The organism is Enterococcus sp. DIV0187 (assembly GCF_051713785.1).
In the GTDB taxonomy this organism is placed as follows: domain Bacteria; phylum Bacillota; class Bacilli; order Lactobacillales; family Enterococcaceae; genus Enterococcus_A; species Enterococcus_A avium.
In genome coordinates this window covers 1,452,077-1,471,379 of record NZ_JBIOQO010000001.1, presented here as the reverse complement: position 1 = coordinate 1,471,379, position 19,303 = coordinate 1,452,077, and the positions used below count along the sequence as shown (strand labels likewise).

Below are 19,303 nucleotides of genomic sequence, written 5' to 3'. Positions count from 1 at the left end.
TTGGTATGATAATAGTGAAATTATGAGCGAATTTTAAAAGTAAGAAAAAATAAGGAATTGGAGTAATCACTATGGACACCATTCAAAAATGGCTGCAAACGCATCAGCAGCGACTAGCGTGTGATTTTGCTGGGATTGCATGTAATGTAGCGACAGACGATAAGCCAAAGGAGATTCGCTGGATTTATGTAGCGGGGAATCAAAGTGAGGCCTATAAAAAGATTCGATTGCAAATCGGCAGAGGTATTGCTGGATTGGTTTGGAAAACAGCACGAACACAATTAGATGAGAATATACTAGAGCAGCCAGAAAAGCTGATTGATTATCCAATTGCTAGACTAGAAAAATTACAGGTCGCCTTAGCAGCTCCGGTAATCAAGCGCAAAGAAGTGGTGGCGGTCTTGTTGCTGGGCTATCGCCAAAATCATCAGTTTACTAGGACTGAAAAAGAACAATTGGAAAAGCTGACAAGTGAATTGAGCGAACTGTTCGCGGAGGATCAGGATGATTGAATTTCCTTTATCATTGTTTCAACGTATCCAAGAAGCACTATGGCTTTTAGATCAATCCGATCAGGTGTTGGCGGTTACACAATTAGCCAAGCAGATTGAAACAAATTATCGATTTAGCTTAAAAGCAATATTGGAAATTAGTCGAGGGGAAGGGTGTGCGCTGCATAGCACAAAAGAAGAGTGCTTAAATTGCTCATTGCCAGGAAAAATATCTCCGTCCGGATTTCCATTTGTTTTAATCGATTGCAATGGAAAACAAGAAGAGTTCTGGGGAAGCCTACAATCTGATGGTAAGCAGAGAATTTTGCAAATTCAAGCACGGCCAACTATTTCTACCGAGACCTCCTTTTTTGATTACTTAAATAATGCGCGTGAGTATGAACGAAAGAAAATTGCTCAAGATTTGCATGACGGTATTGCTCAAAGTGTCTACAGCTTGATGCTGGAAACGCGAGGATTAAAATGGTTGTCTTCCGATGCCCAGATGGAGAAATTAAAAGGGATCGATCGTCATTTTTCAGAGGTTCTAACTGAAATTAAAGAAATGGCTAGTGAATTGCGGCCAATGGCGATTGATGCCTTTGGACTTGTTCACGCATTGGAACAGTTTGTTGAGCGAACCAGTGAAATGACCGGTTTTGAAATAAATCTGTTGCGTGAAGGTGAAGAGCAAACTATGAATGAAACCACGCGAATAACCATTTACCGAATTATTCAGGAAGCAGTCAACAACGCGATGAAGTATTCAGGTGAAAATCAAATGACTGTTCGGCTTTCGTTTCAGACTGAAGATTTGCTAGTTGAAATAAAGGATCAGGGAATCGGATTTGAAGGAGAGCATAAGGAAAAGGGATTTGGTCTGGCAAATATGAAGGAGCGTGCCCATTCAATTAATAGTAAGTTAACCATTTACGCTAGACCAAACCAAGGAACGTGTATCAAACTTCATGTTCCTCTGAAGGAGGAGATAAAGTGAGAATTCTTATTGCGGATGACCATGCGATGATTCGTAATGCTTTGGCATTTTTAGTGAATGCTCAGCTGGATATGGATGTGGTAGCAGATGCCGCAGATGGACACGAGGCCTTTATGCTGGTTGAAAACAACCCAATTGATATTCTTTTAATGGATATCAGCATGCCTCCTGGTGAGAACGGTTTATTGACTGCTAAACGTATCAAGGAAACCTTCCCGCAGGTTAAGGTGATTATTTTGACCATGTATGATGATCGTTCCTATGTGCAAGAGGCGATGAAGGCGAAGGCTGATGGATTTATTTTAAAGACAGCAAATGACGAGACCTTGACAAAAGCGATTCGAAGCGTTTATGCTGGCAAGCGATACTATGATGGCTACACGGAACAGGAGTTAGGCGAGATTACGTTAGAGAAAGAAGATCCTTTGTACGCCAGCTTGTCTAAGCGTGAGAAGGAGATTTTGCCACTGATCGCCCTAGGAAATAATAATAAGCAAATCGCCGAACGGTTATTCATTTCCGTAAAGACAGTAGAGGTCCATAAGGCAAATATTCGAAAAAAACTCAAATTGGAAAGTTACGCGAGTCTATTACAATATAGCTTAAAAAATCATTTGATTGATTTCTAAAAAAAAGGAATTGTTTGGAGCCTGCGTAAGCTGATTTAGTTAGGAGAAGAGAAATGATCGGGATTATCTTTGTTTTACATGGTCGCAAAAACAAGCTTTCAGTTGCAAATTTTTCAGGGATTGAAGCAGCAACGAAACACCTTACGCTCCCTTATGAAATAGGGCTGCTGGAAGGTGAACATCAAACCTTAGAGATGGCTATTCAATCCTTATTATCGCAACAGGTAAGCGAGATTATTTTTCTGCCGGTGCTGCTTTTTCCAGCCACCCACGCAAATGAGGATTTACCGAAGCGTGCCCAAAAAGCACTTAATAAGCAGGTGCCCTATCAAATCTTGCCTACTTTGGGAACAACGCATGCAGTTGAGAAATTCTTGTTGCAGCAAGTGACCTCGGTGAAGGATTCAAGGGCAGAGGTACTTTTGATCGCACATGGCACACCCCATTATCAGGAACCGTTTAAGCAGCTAGAGCAAATCGCTAGTAAGCTTGAAAGGCAACTTGGACGAAGGGTCTATCCAGCTGATTATTATGGGGAGCATCCGTATCTGCCTATTTTGGAGAAGCACAGCCAACCTATGATTATTCAACGTTTATTTTTAACGGAGGGGTATCTGGCGAGAAAAATAAAAAATAATATTATTGAACACAGAGGAGCACAGGATATTCTGCTGCCTACTATGCAAGATAGCGCAGCATTAGTCTCAGCGATTCTTGAAAGACTAACGCCCTACATTTAATCGTGATAGAAAGTGGTCGCTTCAGGAAATTTAGGATTATTTTTAAGCTTCTGCCTCTGTAACATTAATTATTTGAAAAAGCAGGTGTGACTATTACTTAGGTCATATCTGCTTTTTTGACTATGAAAGAAGATATAAAATTTTCACATGAATAAATCGCTTTACAGCAAGCATATCCATGTCCGGCTTCACGAACTAGCTTTTCTACGCAAGCTATGCATACAGTTACTGCTAAACTCCGTTAAGCAGAACTAGCATATCGGCAATAAGCAAAAGCTGAGCGAGTTCGCGAAGCCTTCCTTAAATAATTAGGGGATTCCCTAATATAAAAAACACTTGATATCCTTTATTGTGATTATGTGAACAAATAGAAACTGAGGTGGAGATAGTGAAAGAACGGTTAGTGGTAATTGGGAATGGAATGGCAGGCGTTCGTACAGTAGAAGAAATCTTGGAGCGCGATCCTGATCGGTATGAGATTACGATCATTGGGGGCGAGCAATATCCAAATTACAATCGAATTATGCTTTCGAATGTATTGCAGAAAAAAATGACAGTCGATGAAATCATTACAAACCCAACCGAATGGTATCTGGAAAATCAAATTATTCTGAAAAATGCAGATCCAGCGGTAGGTATAAACACAGAAGTGAAAACGATCACAACTGAATCAGGGGAAGTTGTTGCCTATGACAAAATTATTTTCGCTACCGGTTCTCATCCCTTTATTCTGCCAATTCATGGAGCAGATAAGGAAGGGGTGGCCGCTTTCCGAACAATCGACGATACGGCAGAAATGTTAGCTGCGGCAGCAAAATATTCAAAGGCGGTCGTTATTGGCGGCGGCTTGCTAGGTCTTGAAGCGGCAAAGGGATTGCAGGAGCAAGGGATGGATGTCACGGTTGTCCATCTGGCAAAATGGCTGATGGAAACACAATTAGATGAGAAGGCCGGAAAGTTATTGCAGGCAGAGCTTGAAGAGCAAGGCCTGAAATTCTTGATGGAGCATAGTACCGAAGAGATTTTAGGAAACGAGCGCGTGACAGGTATGCGTTTTTCAAATGGTACAGAAATCGAAACGGATTTGATCGTGATGTCGATCGGTATTCGTCCAGCGGTGGAGCTGGCCCGGGAAATTGGTTTAGAAGTGAATCGCGGGATCGTCATTAATGATTACATGGAGACCAGCCTTCCGAATATCTACGGAGTCGGCGAATGTGTCGAGCACAATGGTATTTGCTACGGACTTGTGGCACCGCTGTTCGAGCAAGGAAAAATATTGGCAGATCTGCTTACGGAGCAGCCAGGAGTTAAAGCTTATCAAGGTTCAAAGACCTTTACCTCACTAAAGGTTTCTGGTGCGGATCTTTATTCTGCCGGCAACATTATAAATACTGAGGGTATGGACAGTATCGAAGCCTTTGATAGCGCCTCTAAAAAATATAAGAAAATTTTCTTGAAGGATGGGAAAATTCAGGGAATCGTGCTTTATGGCGACACTGATGACGGTAGTCGCTACTACAATATGATGAAAAAAGGCCAAGAAATCAACGAGCTGGATCTGCAGACGATTGCTGTGCTTCAAGCAATTGGTGAAGGAGCAGGCATGGGGACGGACGTTGTCGAATGGGAAGATGACGAAACAGTTTGCGGCTGTAATGGCGTTGATAAGGGCACGATTTTGCGTTCAATTCGTGAAAAGGGCTTGTCCAGTGTCGGAGAAGTTGGAAAGGTCACGAAAGCTGGTACCTCCTGTGGAAAGTGTAAGCCGCAGGTCCAAACCTTATTAGAATATGAACTGGGGGATGCCGTTACCACGGCAACGGGTATCTGTCCTTGTACAGATTTAAATCGTGATCAGGTCGTTACACAAATCTATGCTAAGCATCTGACAAGTACGCAAGCGGTCTTTGCTGAACTAGATTGGCGTAACGTTGAGGGCTGTTCTAAATGCCGTCCTGCGGTCAATTTCTATCTGAATGTCGCTTGGCCTGCGGAGCATGAAGATGAACGAGATTCACGAGTAGTCAATGAACGAATGCACGCCAATATTCAAAAGGACGGGACTTTCTCAGTTATCCCAAGAATGCGCGGCGGACAAACGACCCCGCAACAGCTAATTAAACTGGCTCAAGTAGCGGAGCGCTACAATGTTCCATTAGTAAAGGTAACGGGTTCGCAGCGTATCGGCTTATACGGAGTGACGAAACAAGATTTGCCTAAAATTTGGGAAGAGCTAGATATGGTCGCTGCCCAAGCTTATGGGAAAGTGTTCCGTTCGGTTAAGACCTGTGTCGGGCAAAGCTTCTGTCGCTTTGGCACCCAGAAGACGATGGAACTAGGAATTAAAATCGAAGAAAACTTTGAGTATATTGATACGCCACACAAATTCAAGGTAGGTGTTTCTGGCTGTCCGCGAAGCTGTGTGGAATCAGCAGTCAAGGACTTTGGAATCATCGGTGTTGAAAATGGCTTCCAAATCCTAATTGGAGGAAATGGCGGGACTGAGCTAGTAGAAGCGCAGCATTTAGTGACCGTTGAAACGGAAGAGGAAGTCATAGAACTATGTGGCGCAATGCTGCAATACTATCGAGAAACAGGAATTTATGGTGAACGAACAGCGCCTTGGGTGGAGCGAATGGGGTTTGAAAATGTTAAGGCTGTTTTGTTGGATGCTGAGAAACGTCAAACACTTTGGGACAGTCTTAATCAAGCGATTGCGGCTAAAGCCCGCCAGGATTCATGGGGACCAATTACCAAGGACGTGGATTTAAGAGAAAAAATGTATACCATTGAACGGCCAGAATTAGTGGGAGTAGGTGAATAAGTTGACAAAATTATTAGCAACAAAAAAAGCGAAGTTAATTCCGCGAATTGGCCGCTTGGTTGATTTGCAGGGAGAAAGAATCGCTCTTTTTCAGCTTTCCGATGGACGAGTCTGTGCGATCGAAGATTACTGTCCGTTAACGCAGGGACCTGTGTTAGAAGGAATTGTATCGGGGGAATATTTGTACGAACCAATGCGTGAATATAAGATTTCATTGATTGATGGAAAGATTCAAGAGCCTGATGAGGGACAGCTAAAAGTGTTTCCAGTAGAAATCATTGATGATGACATTTATATAGAGGTTTAGTGATGATTTCATTTGTTGGGGCTGGTCCGGGTGATATTGAATTACTAACCCTTAAAGGAAAAAAGCGTCTGCAGGAGGCTGATGCGGTGATCTACGACCGCTTAGTCAATCCTTTGCTGCTGTTTTACTGCAAACCTGATTGTGTGTTTATTTATGTGGGGAAGACACCGTATCAGTCAAGTATGCAACAAGAGACAATCAACCAATTATTGCTGGATACACAAAAAAATCACAGCAAAATTGTTCGTTTAAAAGGAGGAACGCCCGAAATATTTGGCCGTTTAACAGAAGAACTGGAAGTAGTTTCCGGTAATAATATCGCATTTGAAATAATCCCCGGCGTTTCATCTGCTGGTGGCTCAGCAGCCTATAACGGTATTCCCCTAACTGAACGGGGGCAGGCAAGAGCAGTTACCTTTATGACTGCTCATTTAAAAATGAATGAGGAAGTTCTCTTGCCTGAACATTCTGCTGAACAGACGCTTTGTATCTACATGGGGATCGAGGCATTGCCAAAGCTCATTTTACAGTTGGTAAACCAAGGTTTTTCTGCGAATACAAAGATTGCAGTCATTAGCTGGGGGACCTATGGAAGACAAAAGAAAGTGTGCGGGACATTTTCAACGATTGAAGGTCTTATCGCAAAAGAAAGAGTTAAAAATCCGGCAATGATTTTAATTGGCGAAGTGGTTTCAAACGAATGCCGGTTCAATTGGTTTGAACAGCTGCCAGCATTTGGTAAACGGTATCTGCTTATTTCAACACGTTCGCCGACTATCGACGAACTGATTCACTACACAAGTGCCGGGGCGGATATTTGGTGGCACCAAGTAGGAGAAATGCGCGACAAACGCTTTGATCCTATCAGTGAACGTTATTTATCAGAACAGCAATTCGAAGAGGTCAAATTCATAGATTCGACTTCAGAAAAACTGTTTTGTTCTTTAAAAAAAGGAGAGTGAAAGGATGTCATTATCACCGAAGGATTTAGTAGATGAAGCGATTACGCGAGGCAAGGCCAAGGCGAATTACAGTCTGTTAACTATCGCTGTGTTAGGAACGATGGCGGGAATCTTTATTGGCTTAGCCGGAGTTGCAATGATCCGTACGATGGGATCAATGCCAAAGGAATGGGGCACCTTAGTGAATTTGCTGGGAGCAGTTGTTTTTCCCTTTGGTCTCATTTGCTTATTATTAGTTGGCGGCGAATTGGTTACAGGAAATATGATGGCAGTCAGCATGGCCTTATATGCAAAGGAAATCACGCTGAAGCAATGGGTACGTAATATGTTTTTTGTTACAGTGTTTAATTTGGTTGGCGCTTTAGCAGTCGCTGTATTTTTTGGCTATTTTTCGAACACCTTACAGGGAGATTTTGTCGGTCGGACGATTGCGGTGGCTCAAGGGCGTGTGGCAGATGGCCCGTTACAGGCATTTTTATCAGGAATTGCATGTAACATCTTAGTTTGCACAGGGGTCTATATGAATATGGCCTCTCGAGATTTTATTGGTAAAATATTCGGTACGTGGCTGCCTGTCGCAGGGTTTGTCATCGCAGGCTATCAGCATGTTGTGGCGAATATGTTTTTGGTAGCTGCTGGAGTGTTAGCAGGTGGAGTAACGATTGGCCAATTCATTGAAAATATGGTATTCGTCTGGACGGGAAATCTAGTTGGCGGCGGCGTTATTCTAGCTGGCATGTACTTCCTTGCCTTTAAAGTGGGGATGAAACAAAACACCGAAGGATTGGAAAGTACGAAGACTTCCTCTATAATAGTGGAGGAAAAATAATTGATCGAGGAATACGATGAGAAAATTAAAGGTTGGGACAAGAAAGAGTCCCTTAGCCATGAAGCAAACACAAATTGTGATAAATTTGTTAATGACACACTGTCCACAGCTGGAAATCGAAATTGTCGGACTTTCTACTAAAGGCGATCGACTGCAGCAGGCACCTTTGACTCAAATTGGAGGAAAAGGTGTCTTTGTTAAGGAAGTCGAATACCAGCTGCAACAAAAAAAGATCGATTTTGCCGTACATAGCTTAAAAGATATGCCCGCCAGCCTTCCTGACGACCTCATTCTAGCAGCTACGCCTAAACGTGCACAGCCATGGGATTGTCTGATTTTGAAGAATGACGCTGTACTTGAAGCTGAAAAAGAGGTAACGATTGGTACAAGTAGTCTGCGAAGAGCAAAACAGTTAGCGATGAAGTATCCTAATATGCGATTTGTTCCGATCCGTGGGAAAATAGAAACCCGTTTGGAGAAGATGGTAAGAGAAAAGATGGACGGGACTGTTCTTGCTTGCGCTGGATTAGAACGAATGAACTATTTTGATCAATTATCTAGCTATAAGATATTGCCTCCAGAATTATGTGTCCCTGCAATTGGTCAGGGGATTTTAGGTGTTGAATGTCGAAAAGAAGATCGCGAGGTTTTTGATTTGTTAGTCCAAATAACGGATGAAAAAACATCTTCAGCGGCAACGGCAGAACGTTTCTTTTTACGTCAAATGAATGGCAATTGCGACCTTCCGATCGGGGCCTTCGCCGAGAAAAATGGGCAGGTATGGGATTTCTATGCTTTTTTGGCCGAGAATATGGATGCTACAGGCAGACAGCTTCACTTGTTAGGAGACGATCCGCTATCCTTAGCGGAACAGGCGGTCAAGGAGTTATTTTCTCAAAAAAACTATTGTTGATATGAAAGAAAGATTTCGTGGTCATTAGGATCACGGAGTCTTTTTTTGCGATTTGTTAAGGTTGAGATGTAGATGTCGTTTTTAACCAAAAATAGAACAAGTTGGTTAGCCAAATCGTATGCTTGAGTTAGCTTTGGCAAAATTAGGAATACTTGAATTTCCCATTGCTAGGAAAAAAGTAAGTTTGTGAGGCCTGCATAGATTTTCCTATAATAAGCTTGTAAATAAATGAAAGTGGTGAAGAAAATGAAAAACATCTTGTTAATTTGCGGTTCAGGTGCTTCAAGTGGCTTTATGGCAGCTGCGATCAGAAAAGCAGCCAAAAAAAGAAAGGTTGAAGTAACAGTTAAGGCTGCCAGCGAATCGCAATTGGACGATCGGATTAATGAAATCGATTACTTGCTGATAGGACCACATTTGTCTTATATGCTAAATGATCTTCAAGAGCAAACCAAAGACAAAAATGTCAAGGCGGCAGTGATTCCGCAAGCAGTTTATGGGACGTTGAATGGAGAGAAAGCGTTGGATTTGATTTTAAAAATGGAGGGTTAACTGATGGATAAAATTATGAATTTTATGACGAATTCCTTTGCTCCTAAAGTGAATAAAGTAGTAAAAAATCCTTGGATATCGGCTATTCAGGATTCGATCATGGTAGCATTGCCGCTAGTTTTTGTCGGCTCATTAGTAACCGTGGTGTCACTATTAAAAAATATTTTCAGCGGCATGCCTGATTTTTCCATGATTAGCAATTTTTCATTTGGGATGTACGCATTAGTAGTAGCGTTTTTAATTCCTTATTACTTGATGGAGAAAAAAGGCTATGGTGGTCAGAAGCTGATTTCTGGTGCAGCTTCACTGGTATTATTCATGATGCTGCTTTTTCCAACAATGACAGCCGACGGTGAGGCGGTCTTCATTCTTTCTCGTTTCGGTGCTACAGGTATGTTTTTATCAATGATTACTGGACTATTTGTCGGTTTTGTCATGAATTTTGCTGTGAAGTATTCTTTTTTTGATGAAGATACACCGATTCCCGATTTTGTCGTAGGTTGGTTCAATAGTTTACTGCCAATCACCTTTATCTTACTGGTAGGCTGGCTGATCACATTCCAATTCAAAATTGATTTCTTTGATGTTGTCTTGCTAGTCTTCAGTCCATTGGCAAGCATTGTCCAATCGTATCCGGGCTTTGTGTTATCCGTTTTCATTCCTGTATTTCTATATACATTCGGGATTTCTGGCTGGGTAATGATGCCTGTGGTTTATCCGGTTTACATGTCAGGTTTGGCAGCGAATGCTGAAGCTGTGGCAAATGGTGGACAAGCAATCAACATCGCTACTCAAGAAACCTGTTACGCCTTTTCGTCGATGGGTGGGATCGGAACAACATTGGCTTTATCTGTGATGATGCTTTTGTTGAGTAAATCTGCGCAATTAAAAGCAATCGGTAAAGCAGTCATCATTCCTTCGATCTTTAACATCAATGAACCATTGGTATTTGGAGCACCGATCGCCTTTAATCCTTACTTGATGGTGCCAATGTGGATCAATAGCATTATTGTTCCAACGATTGCTTATGTAACAATGTCACTAGGATTAGTCAACATACCGTCTAGCACATTTCTGTTGTGGTATATGCCATATCCATTTACATCTTACTTGGCGACGCAGGATTGGCGAGCGATTGTTGTATGTGTGTTGATTTTTGCCATTACGTGGCTGATATTCCTGCCGTTCTTTAAGGCCTATGACAATTCATTGGTAAAACAAGAAGCTCAGGAGGCCATGGAGGAAGCAGAGGCAGAAGCCGTTCATTAAAAATAACTATAAGCTATTAGCAGGAGGTCGCATATGGAAGAGACAAAGCATTTAGAGGAGAATGATCAATTAAATCAATTATCGATGAACATTTTGGTTCATGCGGGAAACGCACGTGATCATCTCGTTCATTCTTTGGAAAGTTTAGAAGCAATGGATTTTACTATAGCAAAGCAAGAGGTTCAGGCTGCACGTAAAGAGGTAGTGATTGCTCACGGTTTGCAGACAGATACGCTGCAATTAGAAGCCTCAGGTGAACAGATTCGTTATTCAACCTTGTTTTGCCATGCGCAGGATACATTGATGACAGCGCAAAGTGAAATCTTAATCGGTGAACATTTGGTTCGCTTGTTTGAAACCTTTAGCCAAAAATAAACAGTACAATTATTCAAGGAGGAATTTCATTGGAAAATTATCAAATGCCAAAAGACTTTTTATGGGGCGGTGCCATCGCGGCTAATCAGGCAGAGGGCGCCTATAAAGTTGATGGAAAAGGCGTTAGTCTTGCGGACCTGCACAAGTATTATCCAGATAAAAGCAATGCTGAGATTGCAGAGGAACAGCATAAGGGGATGTCTTTGGCAGATGTGAAGGCTAACCTAGCGGATACGGAAGGTTATTATCCAAAACGTCATGGGATTGACTTTTATCATACCTATGAATCAGACTTGGAATTACTCAGCGAAATGGGCTTCAAAACCTTTCGGACTTCAATCGACTGGACACGGATTTTTCCGACTGGGGAAGAAACAGAGCCCAATGAAGAGGGATTGGCCTACTATGATCGGTTGATTGATAAGATCATTGAACTGGGGATGGAGCCGATCATTACTATTTTACATTACGAGACACCTGTTGAAATTACGTTGAAATATGGCGGCTGGAACAATCGCAAAGTGATTGATTTATTTGTTAAATATGGAAAAGTAGTCTTAGAACGCTATCAAACAAAGGTAAAATATTGGATCGTGATTAATCAAGTCAATTTGATTCAGTTTGAGCCCTTTAACTCAACGGCGATTCCTTATGATACGGTAGATAATTATGAGGAAGCCAGCTTTCAAGCGGTTCATCATCAGTTTGTAGCAAGTGCTAAATTGGCAGCCTATGCCAAAACAATCAATCCTGATATGATGATTGGTACAATGATGGCTGATTGTACGGCGTATCCTTACTCCTGCGATCCTGACGATGTGAACTTGGCCTTACGTCGAAATCGTATGCAATATTTCTATACCGATGTTCAATTCCAAGGAGCCTATCCACAATATGCCTTGAATTACTTTGCTGAAAATGACATCCACCTAGAAATTACTGATGAGGACAAACAATTGTTGAAGGATCATCCAATGGATTATCTGGCCCTGTCTTATTACTACTCGCAAATGGTCGACGCTTCAAAAAATACGATGAGCCCATCTTCTGTGACACCAAATCCAAACTTGAAGGCTAATCCGTGGGGTTGGGCGGTTGATCCGCAGGGGCTATATAATTCATTATCTCAATACTGGGATCGCTATCACAAATCCATTATCATTGCGGAGAATGGTTTTGGCATGTATGACAAATTGGAGGATGGAAAGGTTCATGATGATTATCGTATTTCCTATCTATCTGAGCATATTGCCCAAATGAAACGCGCTATGTATGACGGCGCTGACGTGATCGCCTATTGCGCTTGGGGCCCGATTGATATTATCAGCTGTTCTTCTGCTCAGATGGAAAAACGCTATGGCTTCATTTATGTCGATCTGGATAATGAAGGAAAAGGCTCTGCTCAACGAATCAAAAAAGACAGCTTTGAATGGTACAAACAGGTGATTGCTTCAAACGGCGAGACATTATAATCAATTGAAAAGTTGGTCTTTGTGATCAACTTTTCTTTGAATGGAGGTGTAAATGTGCTGACTAAAAAAGAAAAAGAGCTGATTGATTATTTAAATAAAAAAGCTCGTTGGGTAGCCTCAGATGAACTAGCTGAATTTAGCAGTTGCACCACTCGTACGATTCGTAATCGTATTGCCAAGATCAATCAAAACAATCCAGCGCTTATTTTAACCAGTCATCGCGGCTACCAGCTGAATGGGGAAGTAGGTATCGAGTCAGGCGGCACCGAGGATCGCAAATCTCGAATCTTTTTGGAGCTGTTGAAGCATTCGTCGGAGGGAGTCGACTTTTATGAATTGGCGGAGAAGCTTTTCATCTCTGAATCTACGTTAAAAAATGATATCCAGCAATTAAAAAAAGAAATCACCAACGATGCGATTCAAATTGTTTTCGAACAAGATTATATTAAGCTGACGGGACCAGAACGGGCAAAGCGACGTTATCTTATCTCACTTTTATACAATGAAAGTGACCTGCAGGAAAAGCTGAAGGTCAGTATTCAGCAAATGATTGGGTATATTTCGCTGGAAAAGCTGCAGCAGACGATTCAAAACGTGTTGACTGAAAACAATATCCAGATCAATCAATACTCGCTGAATAACATCGTACTCCACTTCGCTATCAGTATTGAACGTATTCGCCAAGGGCATAGCCTAAAGAAAAGCTTGAATGAAAATCCCGCACAAAGCAGTCCGGAATTCTTAATCGCAGAAGAAATCAGCAATCAATTGGCACAGCAATACGGTATTCATTTTTCTCATGCAGAATTAGAGCAATTGTCATTATTATTTATTGGCATGCAAAATGAAAACTTAGCAAAGGAAAAGAATCAGCAGCTCTCCAGCTTTGTTGATCCCAAAATCATCAGCGCCTTAAAGGACGTCTTAGCTGAGGTAGAGCGGACCTATTTAGTCGAATTGAACGATGAGGAATTTTTCAATAAATTAGCGATTCATCTACAAAGTCTGTATTATCGTTCTCACTACGAAACCTTTACTCGCAATAGCAGCTTGTTGGATTTAAAAACAGCCTATCCGTTGATTTATGATCTAGCCGTGTACATTTCTTCTTTAATTCAAGATCGCTTGGCTATCTGGTTCAATGATGACGAAATTTCATTCATTGCTTTACATATTGGGTCATTTCTTGAAACGCAAAAGCATTTTCGTAATCAGATTACCATTCAATTGGTAGTGAACGATTATCATGATATTGGCAGAAATCTAAGGAAAGAAATTGAAGAACGCCTCGGAGAAAATATCAACGTCATAGTGACAGAAAAATGGAAAGCTGCGAATGCTGATTATGATTTATTGCTAACGACAGATCGGGAAACAGCTTCTAAAAACGAAGGGGCCGTTTTTATCCATCCTTTTTTAACCGACAAAGATGTTAAAAAAATTGAAAAAAGAATTGACGCCTTAAAATCACAGCGGGAAAAAAGACGCATGTATCAAACCATCGAAAAATTCATTTTGCCAGAATTGTATTTCAATCAGTTTGATCCTGCTGGATTAACGCCGATGGAAATACGAAGTCAAATCAATCAACGAATGGTCAATGAACACTTTGTGGACGCTCATTTCTTAGAAAAGGTAGAAAAGCGTGAGCGGATGTCTCCAACCAGCTTTCCATCAGGAATCGCAGTCCCCCATTCTGTCGAGCTGGAAGCCAAAAGAAGCGGAGTGGCAATCATGACGCTGCAAGAACCATTGGTTTGGGCTGATCATACGATTAAGCTAATCGCTTATATTGCTATTAATAAAGAAGAAGCAAATGAATTCAATGATTTTTTTGAGAAATTTATTGAGATTGTTTCGGAACCGATCAATACCAAGCAGCTAAGTATGAGCGAAGATTATGAGGCGTTTATTTTACGTTTGAAGGCGATGGTGGAGGCCGATGAGTAAAAACTTTCTAGGTCGGTTGTTCTTAGTGATTTTTGGTACGATCTTGATGGGTCTTGGAATCGAAATGATCGTGGTGGCCAATCAAGGATTTGATTCTGTTAGTACGTTGATCTTAGGATTAATGCAACATACAGCGATTCCTTTTGGACGCTGGAGTCAATTGATAAGCTTCCTATTTTTATTGATGACTTTTTTGTATAATCGCAGGATTTTAGGAATCGGCAGTCTCATTAATACATTCCTAGTTGGCGAAACCATCAATCGAACGGCAAATATTTTTCTATCCATCGATTTTTTTAAGAATAGTATGGGAAGTTCTGTTTTAGGCTTTTGTCTAATGGCACTAGGCACAGCGATCTATTTAACAGGTGGTTTAGGTTCAGGTCCATTGGAGGGAATGATGTTTTGTGTCTGCGATTGTTTACAGGTTTCTCTGCAAAAGGGCAGAATCATACTAGATTTTATCATTGTCGTCAGCGGCATTCTTTTAGGCAGTACCTTTGGCGTTGGCACAGCCTTTGCTATTTTTCTCTTAGGTCCTATGATCCAGCTTTGCTTATCTTTGTTAAAACGAGTTGCTGTAAGTAGCACAACGTTTCGCAGCAAAAAGCAATTATCAAAATAAAATTGGTCTTTTAAAGGATGTACAAAGTCTCGCTCATCCTTTTCGTAAGAGCGAGAAGAAGAGAACCGTTTAATAAAAAAAGCACTACGTTAATTAGTTGGTGATTCCAAAACTAATTGACGTAGTGCTTTTTTTATTCCTTTAAACTCAAGATGACTTTTCGAACTTTGGAAATCGTTTCTTGCGCATTTTTACTGTTATAGAACATCAAAATCACGTAAAGGGAATCGATGATGCTCAATTGAGCAATTCGGGAAGCCAATGCTTCAGAGCGGAATTCGATTTCCTCAGAGATGGAGATAAAGACGACATCGCCTAATTTAGCTAAGGGTGAATTGGCCTGGCTAGTAATAATAATGACTTTTGTTCCAGCTTTTTTGACAGCTTCGGCCATATGGATGGTTTCCTTTGATTTGCCTGAATGGGAAATAAACAGAGCACAATCTTCATCCGTAAGTAAAGAGGCCTCCATTAACTGAATATAGTAATCCGTACTATGCCCAACGGAAATAGGAGAACGTAAAAACTTATGGTAGGCATCGGTGGCTACGATTTCTGATCCGCCGACGCCAAAGAAATACAGCCGCCTGGATTCGGAGATCATTTTAACCGCCTTTTTTAAATCCTCTTCCTTTAGTAATTTTTTCGTGTCGGTCAAAGTAGTCATGTTTGAATCGAAAACTTTTTGGGCCATCGTTAATTCAGAATCGTCCTTTTGAACATTTTCGTGAATCGTCACAGCCGTTAAATCATTTTCTTGTTTCAATAAAGCCATTTTAAAATCCTTAAAGCCGTTAAAGCCTAAAGTTTTGGTGAATTGAAAGAAAGTAGAGTCAGCGATTCCCAGTTCAGCAGAAAGATCACTGATAGAGCTATGACTAACTTTGTTTGGATTTTCCAATATGTAATCGGCAATGGCTTGCTCTTTCGGACTAAAATGCTTATACATCGATTTAATTTGTAAGTGAATAGGGCTAGACATCAGCGTTCCTCCTTCATTCAGTAGTAGTTACTCATAAGATACTAGGAAATAAATAAAAAATCAACAAAAATATTTTTTATTTTTTCTATTTACAAAAAAATATTTTTTTGTATAATGGAGACATAAGACTGAATGCGTTATCAGAAATCGGTTTACTTATCGTCATTCGATTTGTAGGATGCTTTGTTTTTTTAAAAAAAGGAGATGAACGGAATAGGAAAAGGTAGATAAGGTCTAGATAAAGCAGAGAAATTGGCATCATGAGTTGCAAAGCAAGTCTAAAAGGAGCTTTAAACATGGGAAAATACAAAATAGCGATCGTCAATTCAAGTAGTTTTGGAAAAATCTTCCATGAGCAGCTGGAGCGTTTGGAGAAGATCGGCGAGGTTCAGTCATTCACTGTTGATGGAGAGATCGGCGGACGTGAGCTGGCAGAATTATTAAAGGGCTACAATATCATTATTGCGAGTGTCACCCCATTTTTCACACAGGAATTTTTTGATCATAAGGACGAACTCATTTTAATTACAAGACATGGAATCGGCTACAACAATATTGATATTGAAGCAGCACGTAAGCACGGGACACTTGTTTCAATTATTCCAGCTTTAGTAGAAAGAGACGCAGTTGCAGAAAATAATATTACGAATCTGTTAGCCCTCTTAAGAAAAACAGTTGAAGCAGATTTAAGCGTCAAAAACGATAGCTGGGAGGATCGAGCGAAGTTTGTCGGTCGGACACTGTTTAATAAAACCGTTGGAGTCATTGGCGTCGGAAATACCGGCAGCTGTGTCGTAGAAACCTTACGAAACGGATTTCGTTGCAATGTTTTAGCCTATGATCCGTATAAATCAGCACTGCATATTGAAAGCTATGGTGCAAAAAAAGTGGACCTGCCGCATTTACTAAAAGAGTCAGATATCATTTGCCTTTGCGCTAGTTTAAATGAAGAAAACTATCATATGATCTCTACAGCTGAAATTGCACAAATGAAGGACAATGTGTATCTTTCCAATAGCGCTCGGGGAGCATTATTAGACGAAGAAGCAATTGTCAGCGCTTTAAAATCTGGAAAAATCGCTGGTTTAGCGACAGATGTTTTAGAAGAAGAGCCAGGACGTAAGGATCATCCGTATCTTGCCTTTCGCAATGTGGTTATGACGCCGCACACATCCGCTTATACGATGGAATGCTTGCAAGAAATGGGAGCGAAATGTCTGCGAGATGTTGAAGATGTCGTTGCTGGGAAGGTCCCTGAGCGTTCAGTTCAAGCTCAAAGCAATGTTTTAAGTTAGAAAGGAGCGGAAAATGCTAACTGATTTGAAGGTTAAAGTAGGCCCGCAGTTTTATCGGTACCATGTGGGAGCGATTGATTTTGTTCCCGATTTGTTACAAGAATTTTCAGCGAAAAATGTTTTGATCGTTCATGGACAGATTTCCTTTGAAAAGGCCAAACCATTCTTGAAATTTTTAAATGAACGAACGTATAACTTCCATTTTCTACAGTACACTGGCGAGTGCAGCTACTATGGAGCAGAACGAATTGCCAAAGTAGTAAAAGAGCAGGAAATTGATTTTATCATTGGTGTCGGCGGCGGAAAGCTGACGGATCTAGTCGGCTATGCCTCTCATACCTTAAACGTTCAGTACGGTGTGATTCCGACGCTTGCAAGTAATTGCGCGCCGTGGACACCACTTTCAGTGATGTATAAGGAAAGCGGTGAATCAGAAGGGAAAAGTGAACATTTTCTAAGACAGGCGGCCTTTTTTATCACTGATCCTAAATTAATCATTGATGCGCCCGTTAACTATTTTGTCGCAGGCTTGGCTGACACAATCGCGAAATGGTATGAGTCAGATGCTATCTTACAACAAGAGCATTTAAAAAATGAACCCTTCTTACAAATTGCCGGCTATACATCGGAATTATGTAAAAAAGCCATTTTAGATCATTCTGCAAAGGCAATCAAGGATATGGAGGCGGGCGAAGTATCAGAAGAATTCATTCATTTATCTGAAATTGTCTTCGCCGTTGCCGGTTTGGTCGGCGGGTTAGGTGACAAATACGCGAGAAATGCCATCGCTCATGCCATGCATGACGGGATGAGCAAGTATATTCCTGAAAGTCATGAGTTTCTGCACGGAGAAAAAGTCGCTTATGGAATTTTTTATCAGCTGGCTGTTGAGAAAAAGTGGGAGCAAATTGATGATTTATTACCATTTTATCAAGAGCTTTCTCTACCAACATCCTTGAAGCAAATGCAGCTTTTCCCCGAAGAGGATAGTGTTCTAGATCAAATCGTAGAATTCATTGATTCAAAGGAAAAGGTTCATCTACTGCCAATACCAATTACAGTAGATTTATTGAAGGATTCGATTTTTGAATTAGAAGTATATATTAATGAACGGTAAAAAAGCTGTTTGCTTATCCAGACGTTAGAGCTGGATAGTCGATTAGTTGGATACGATACAGATAAGAATATTAAGTATTTTTGTGAAAAACAGGAAGAATACTCGATAGAATAAGGAGGAACTTATGGATACTTTAAGTGTTATGCAGAGTCTATTGATTGCGTTATGGGTCGCTGCGGTTATGTCCAGATGGCTTGGAGGAGGAGCAACACTGACCTTGCGCTTCTCGCCTTTGATGACAGGATTAGTTGTTGGAATTGTTATGGGCGATGTTGCTCAAGCGATGATTGTTACTGCTGCCCTGCAAATGATTTATATGGGGGTTTTCTCACCAGGGGGATCAATGCCTGCTGAACCATCGATCGCTGCAGCTATTGCTGTTCCAGTCGCATTATTAGGGAATTTGAAACCAGAAGCGGCCATCGCGGTTGCTGTGCCAGTTGGATTATTAGGAAGCTATTTGTATCAATTCCGTTTCTTTATCAATACATTCTTAGGAAAATATACTGATAAAGCAGTGGAAGATTTGAATGCGAATGCGATTAAACGTTCAATTATTTTATACCCGACAATTGCATCATTTGTCTTGTTCGTACCGCTAGTATTTATCGCTCTTTATCTAGGAGCACCAGTCATTGCAGATGTCATCAATGCCTTAGAAGGAACCGTGGTCATTCACATCCTTGAAGTAGTGGGTGGCGGATTAGCCGCGATCGGTATTGCGACGACGGTTTATGTTATCGGTCGTAAAGACTACATGGTCTTTTTCTTCCTTGCTTATTTCATGAGTGTAGTATTGAAATCTCTAGAAATCACAATGGTGACTTACGCGATTTTTGGAATCTTGATTGCGTTGATCTTTGTACAGTCGCAAAAGGGAAGAGGCGCAGCACCAGCAGCTGAATCTGCAGCGCCAAGCTCTGGAGCTACCTTTGATGATGACGATGATTATGATGACGGATTTTAATGAA

19 protein-coding genes are annotated in these 19,303 nt (G+C 41.1%); 18 read left to right on the top strand and 1 reads right to left on the bottom strand.

Features of this window, described 5'->3' with window-relative positions; genetic code table 11:
- Window positions 1-71 precede the first annotated feature (71 nt).
- The 15 genes from IGI52_RS07260 to IGI52_RS07190 all read left to right on the top strand — a co-directional run bounded on the left by IGI52_RS07260 (window position 72) and on the right by IGI52_RS07190 (window position 14,938).
- Window positions 72-512, top strand: coding sequence for a GAF domain-containing protein (locus tag IGI52_RS07260; protein ID WP_438780850.1), 441 nt, complete (start codon window positions 72-74; stop codon window positions 510-512).
- The gene (locus IGI52_RS07255; RefSeq protein ID WP_137439866.1) at window positions 505-1,488 is read left to right on the top strand and encodes a sensor histidine kinase; all 984 of its coding nucleotides are present in this window, start codon (window positions 505-507) and stop codon (window positions 1,486-1,488) included. Before IGI52_RS07260 ends, IGI52_RS07255 begins: the two co-directional genes overlap by 8 nt.
- Window positions 1,485-2,117, top strand: a complete 633-nt coding sequence (locus tag IGI52_RS07250) for a response regulator transcription factor (RefSeq protein ID WP_438780849.1) — start codon at window positions 1,485-1,487, stop codon at window positions 2,115-2,117. The genes IGI52_RS07255 and IGI52_RS07250 overlap by 4 nt, the downstream gene beginning before the upstream one ends.
- A 53-nt stretch (window positions 2,118-2,170) precedes the next feature.
- Window positions 2,171-2,857, top strand: a complete 687-nt coding sequence (locus tag IGI52_RS07245) for a sirohydrochlorin chelatase (protein WP_438780848.1) — start codon at window positions 2,171-2,173, stop codon at window positions 2,855-2,857.
- 388 nt (window positions 2,858-3,245) lie between these two features.
- Entirely contained in the window at window positions 3,246-5,684 is a 2,439-nt protein-coding gene (nirB, locus tag IGI52_RS07240) for a nitrite reductase large subunit NirB (protein ID WP_438780847.1), read from the top strand.
- A 1-nt stretch (window position 5,685) separates the two neighbouring features.
- Window positions 5,686-5,991 carry a nitrite reductase (NAD(P)H) small subunit gene (locus tag IGI52_RS07235; RefSeq protein WP_438780846.1) on the top strand — a complete coding sequence of 102 codons (306 nt, stop codon included), beginning with the start codon at window positions 5,686-5,688 and terminating at the stop codon, window positions 5,989-5,991.
- A gap of 2 nt (window positions 5,992-5,993) precedes the next feature.
- Window positions 5,994-6,953, top strand: coding sequence for a uroporphyrinogen-III C-methyltransferase (gene cobA / locus IGI52_RS07230; RefSeq protein ID WP_438780845.1), 960 nt, complete (start codon window positions 5,994-5,996; stop codon window positions 6,951-6,953).
- A 4-nt stretch (window positions 6,954-6,957) separates the two neighbouring features.
- A complete protein-coding gene (locus tag IGI52_RS07225) occupies window positions 6,958-7,782 on the top strand; it encodes a formate/nitrite transporter family protein (protein ID WP_048720505.1) in 825 nt (274 codons plus the stop codon).
- A 16-nt stretch (window positions 7,783-7,798) separates the two neighbouring features.
- Window positions 7,799-8,695: a hydroxymethylbilane synthase gene (gene hemC, locus IGI52_RS07220; protein WP_438780844.1), complete on the top strand. Its 897-nt coding sequence runs from the start codon at window positions 7,799-7,801 to the stop codon at window positions 8,693-8,695.
- Window positions 8,696-8,941: 246 nt separating this feature from the next.
- Entirely contained in the window at window positions 8,942-9,247 is a 306-nt protein-coding gene (locus IGI52_RS07215; protein ID WP_034876709.1) for a PTS sugar transporter subunit IIB, read from the top strand.
- Window positions 9,248-9,250: 3 nt separating this feature from the next.
- Complete coding sequence (locus IGI52_RS07210) at window positions 9,251-10,516, top strand: PTS sugar transporter subunit IIC (RefSeq protein WP_082158493.1); 1,266 nt, start codon at window positions 9,251-9,253, stop codon at window positions 10,514-10,516.
- Window positions 10,517-10,549: 33 nt separating this feature from the next.
- Window positions 10,550-10,891, top strand: coding sequence for a PTS lactose/cellobiose transporter subunit IIA (locus IGI52_RS07205; RefSeq protein WP_438780843.1), 342 nt, complete (start codon window positions 10,550-10,552; stop codon window positions 10,889-10,891).
- 29 nt (window positions 10,892-10,920) lie between these two features.
- Window positions 10,921-12,363 carry a glycoside hydrolase family 1 protein gene (locus tag IGI52_RS07200; protein ID WP_227655532.1) on the top strand — a complete coding sequence of 481 codons (1,443 nt, stop codon included), beginning with the start codon at window positions 10,921-10,923 and terminating at the stop codon, window positions 12,361-12,363.
- A gap of 54 nt (window positions 12,364-12,417) precedes the next feature.
- Entirely contained in the window at window positions 12,418-14,313 is a 1,896-nt protein-coding gene (locus tag IGI52_RS07195; RefSeq protein WP_438780842.1) for a BglG family transcription antiterminator, read from the top strand.
- On the top strand, window positions 14,306-14,938 hold the full coding sequence (locus IGI52_RS07190; RefSeq protein WP_438780841.1) for a YczE/YyaS/YitT family protein: 633 nt from the start codon (window positions 14,306-14,308) through the stop codon (window positions 14,936-14,938). The genes IGI52_RS07195 and IGI52_RS07190 overlap by 8 nt, the downstream gene beginning before the upstream one ends.
- A 133-nt stretch (window positions 14,939-15,071) precedes the next feature.
- Here the strand turns inward: IGI52_RS07190 and IGI52_RS07185 are convergent, their stop codons facing one another.
- Window positions 15,072-15,920: a MurR/RpiR family transcriptional regulator gene (locus IGI52_RS07185; RefSeq protein ID WP_438780840.1), complete on the bottom strand. Its 849-nt coding sequence runs from the start codon at window positions 15,918-15,920 to the stop codon at window positions 15,072-15,074.
- A 296-nt stretch (window positions 15,921-16,216) separates the two neighbouring features.
- Between IGI52_RS07185 and IGI52_RS07180 the strand changes: the two genes are divergently transcribed.
- The 3 genes from IGI52_RS07180 to IGI52_RS07170 all read left to right on the top strand — a co-directional run bounded on the left by IGI52_RS07180 (window position 16,217) and on the right by IGI52_RS07170 (window position 19,299).
- Window positions 16,217-17,215: a D-isomer specific 2-hydroxyacid dehydrogenase family protein gene (locus IGI52_RS07180; protein WP_016181952.1), complete on the top strand. Its 999-nt coding sequence runs from the start codon at window positions 16,217-16,219 to the stop codon at window positions 17,213-17,215.
- Between the two features lie 13 nt (window positions 17,216-17,228).
- A complete protein-coding gene (locus IGI52_RS07175; RefSeq protein ID WP_438780839.1) occupies window positions 17,229-18,332 on the top strand; it encodes an iron-containing alcohol dehydrogenase family protein in 1,104 nt (367 codons plus the stop codon).
- A 124-nt stretch (window positions 18,333-18,456) separates the two neighbouring features.
- On the top strand, window positions 18,457-19,299 hold the full coding sequence (locus IGI52_RS07170) for a PTS mannose/fructose/sorbose/N-acetylgalactosamine transporter subunit IIC (RefSeq protein ID WP_016181954.1): 843 nt from the start codon (window positions 18,457-18,459) through the stop codon (window positions 19,297-19,299).
- Window positions 19,300-19,303 lie beyond the last annotated feature (4 nt).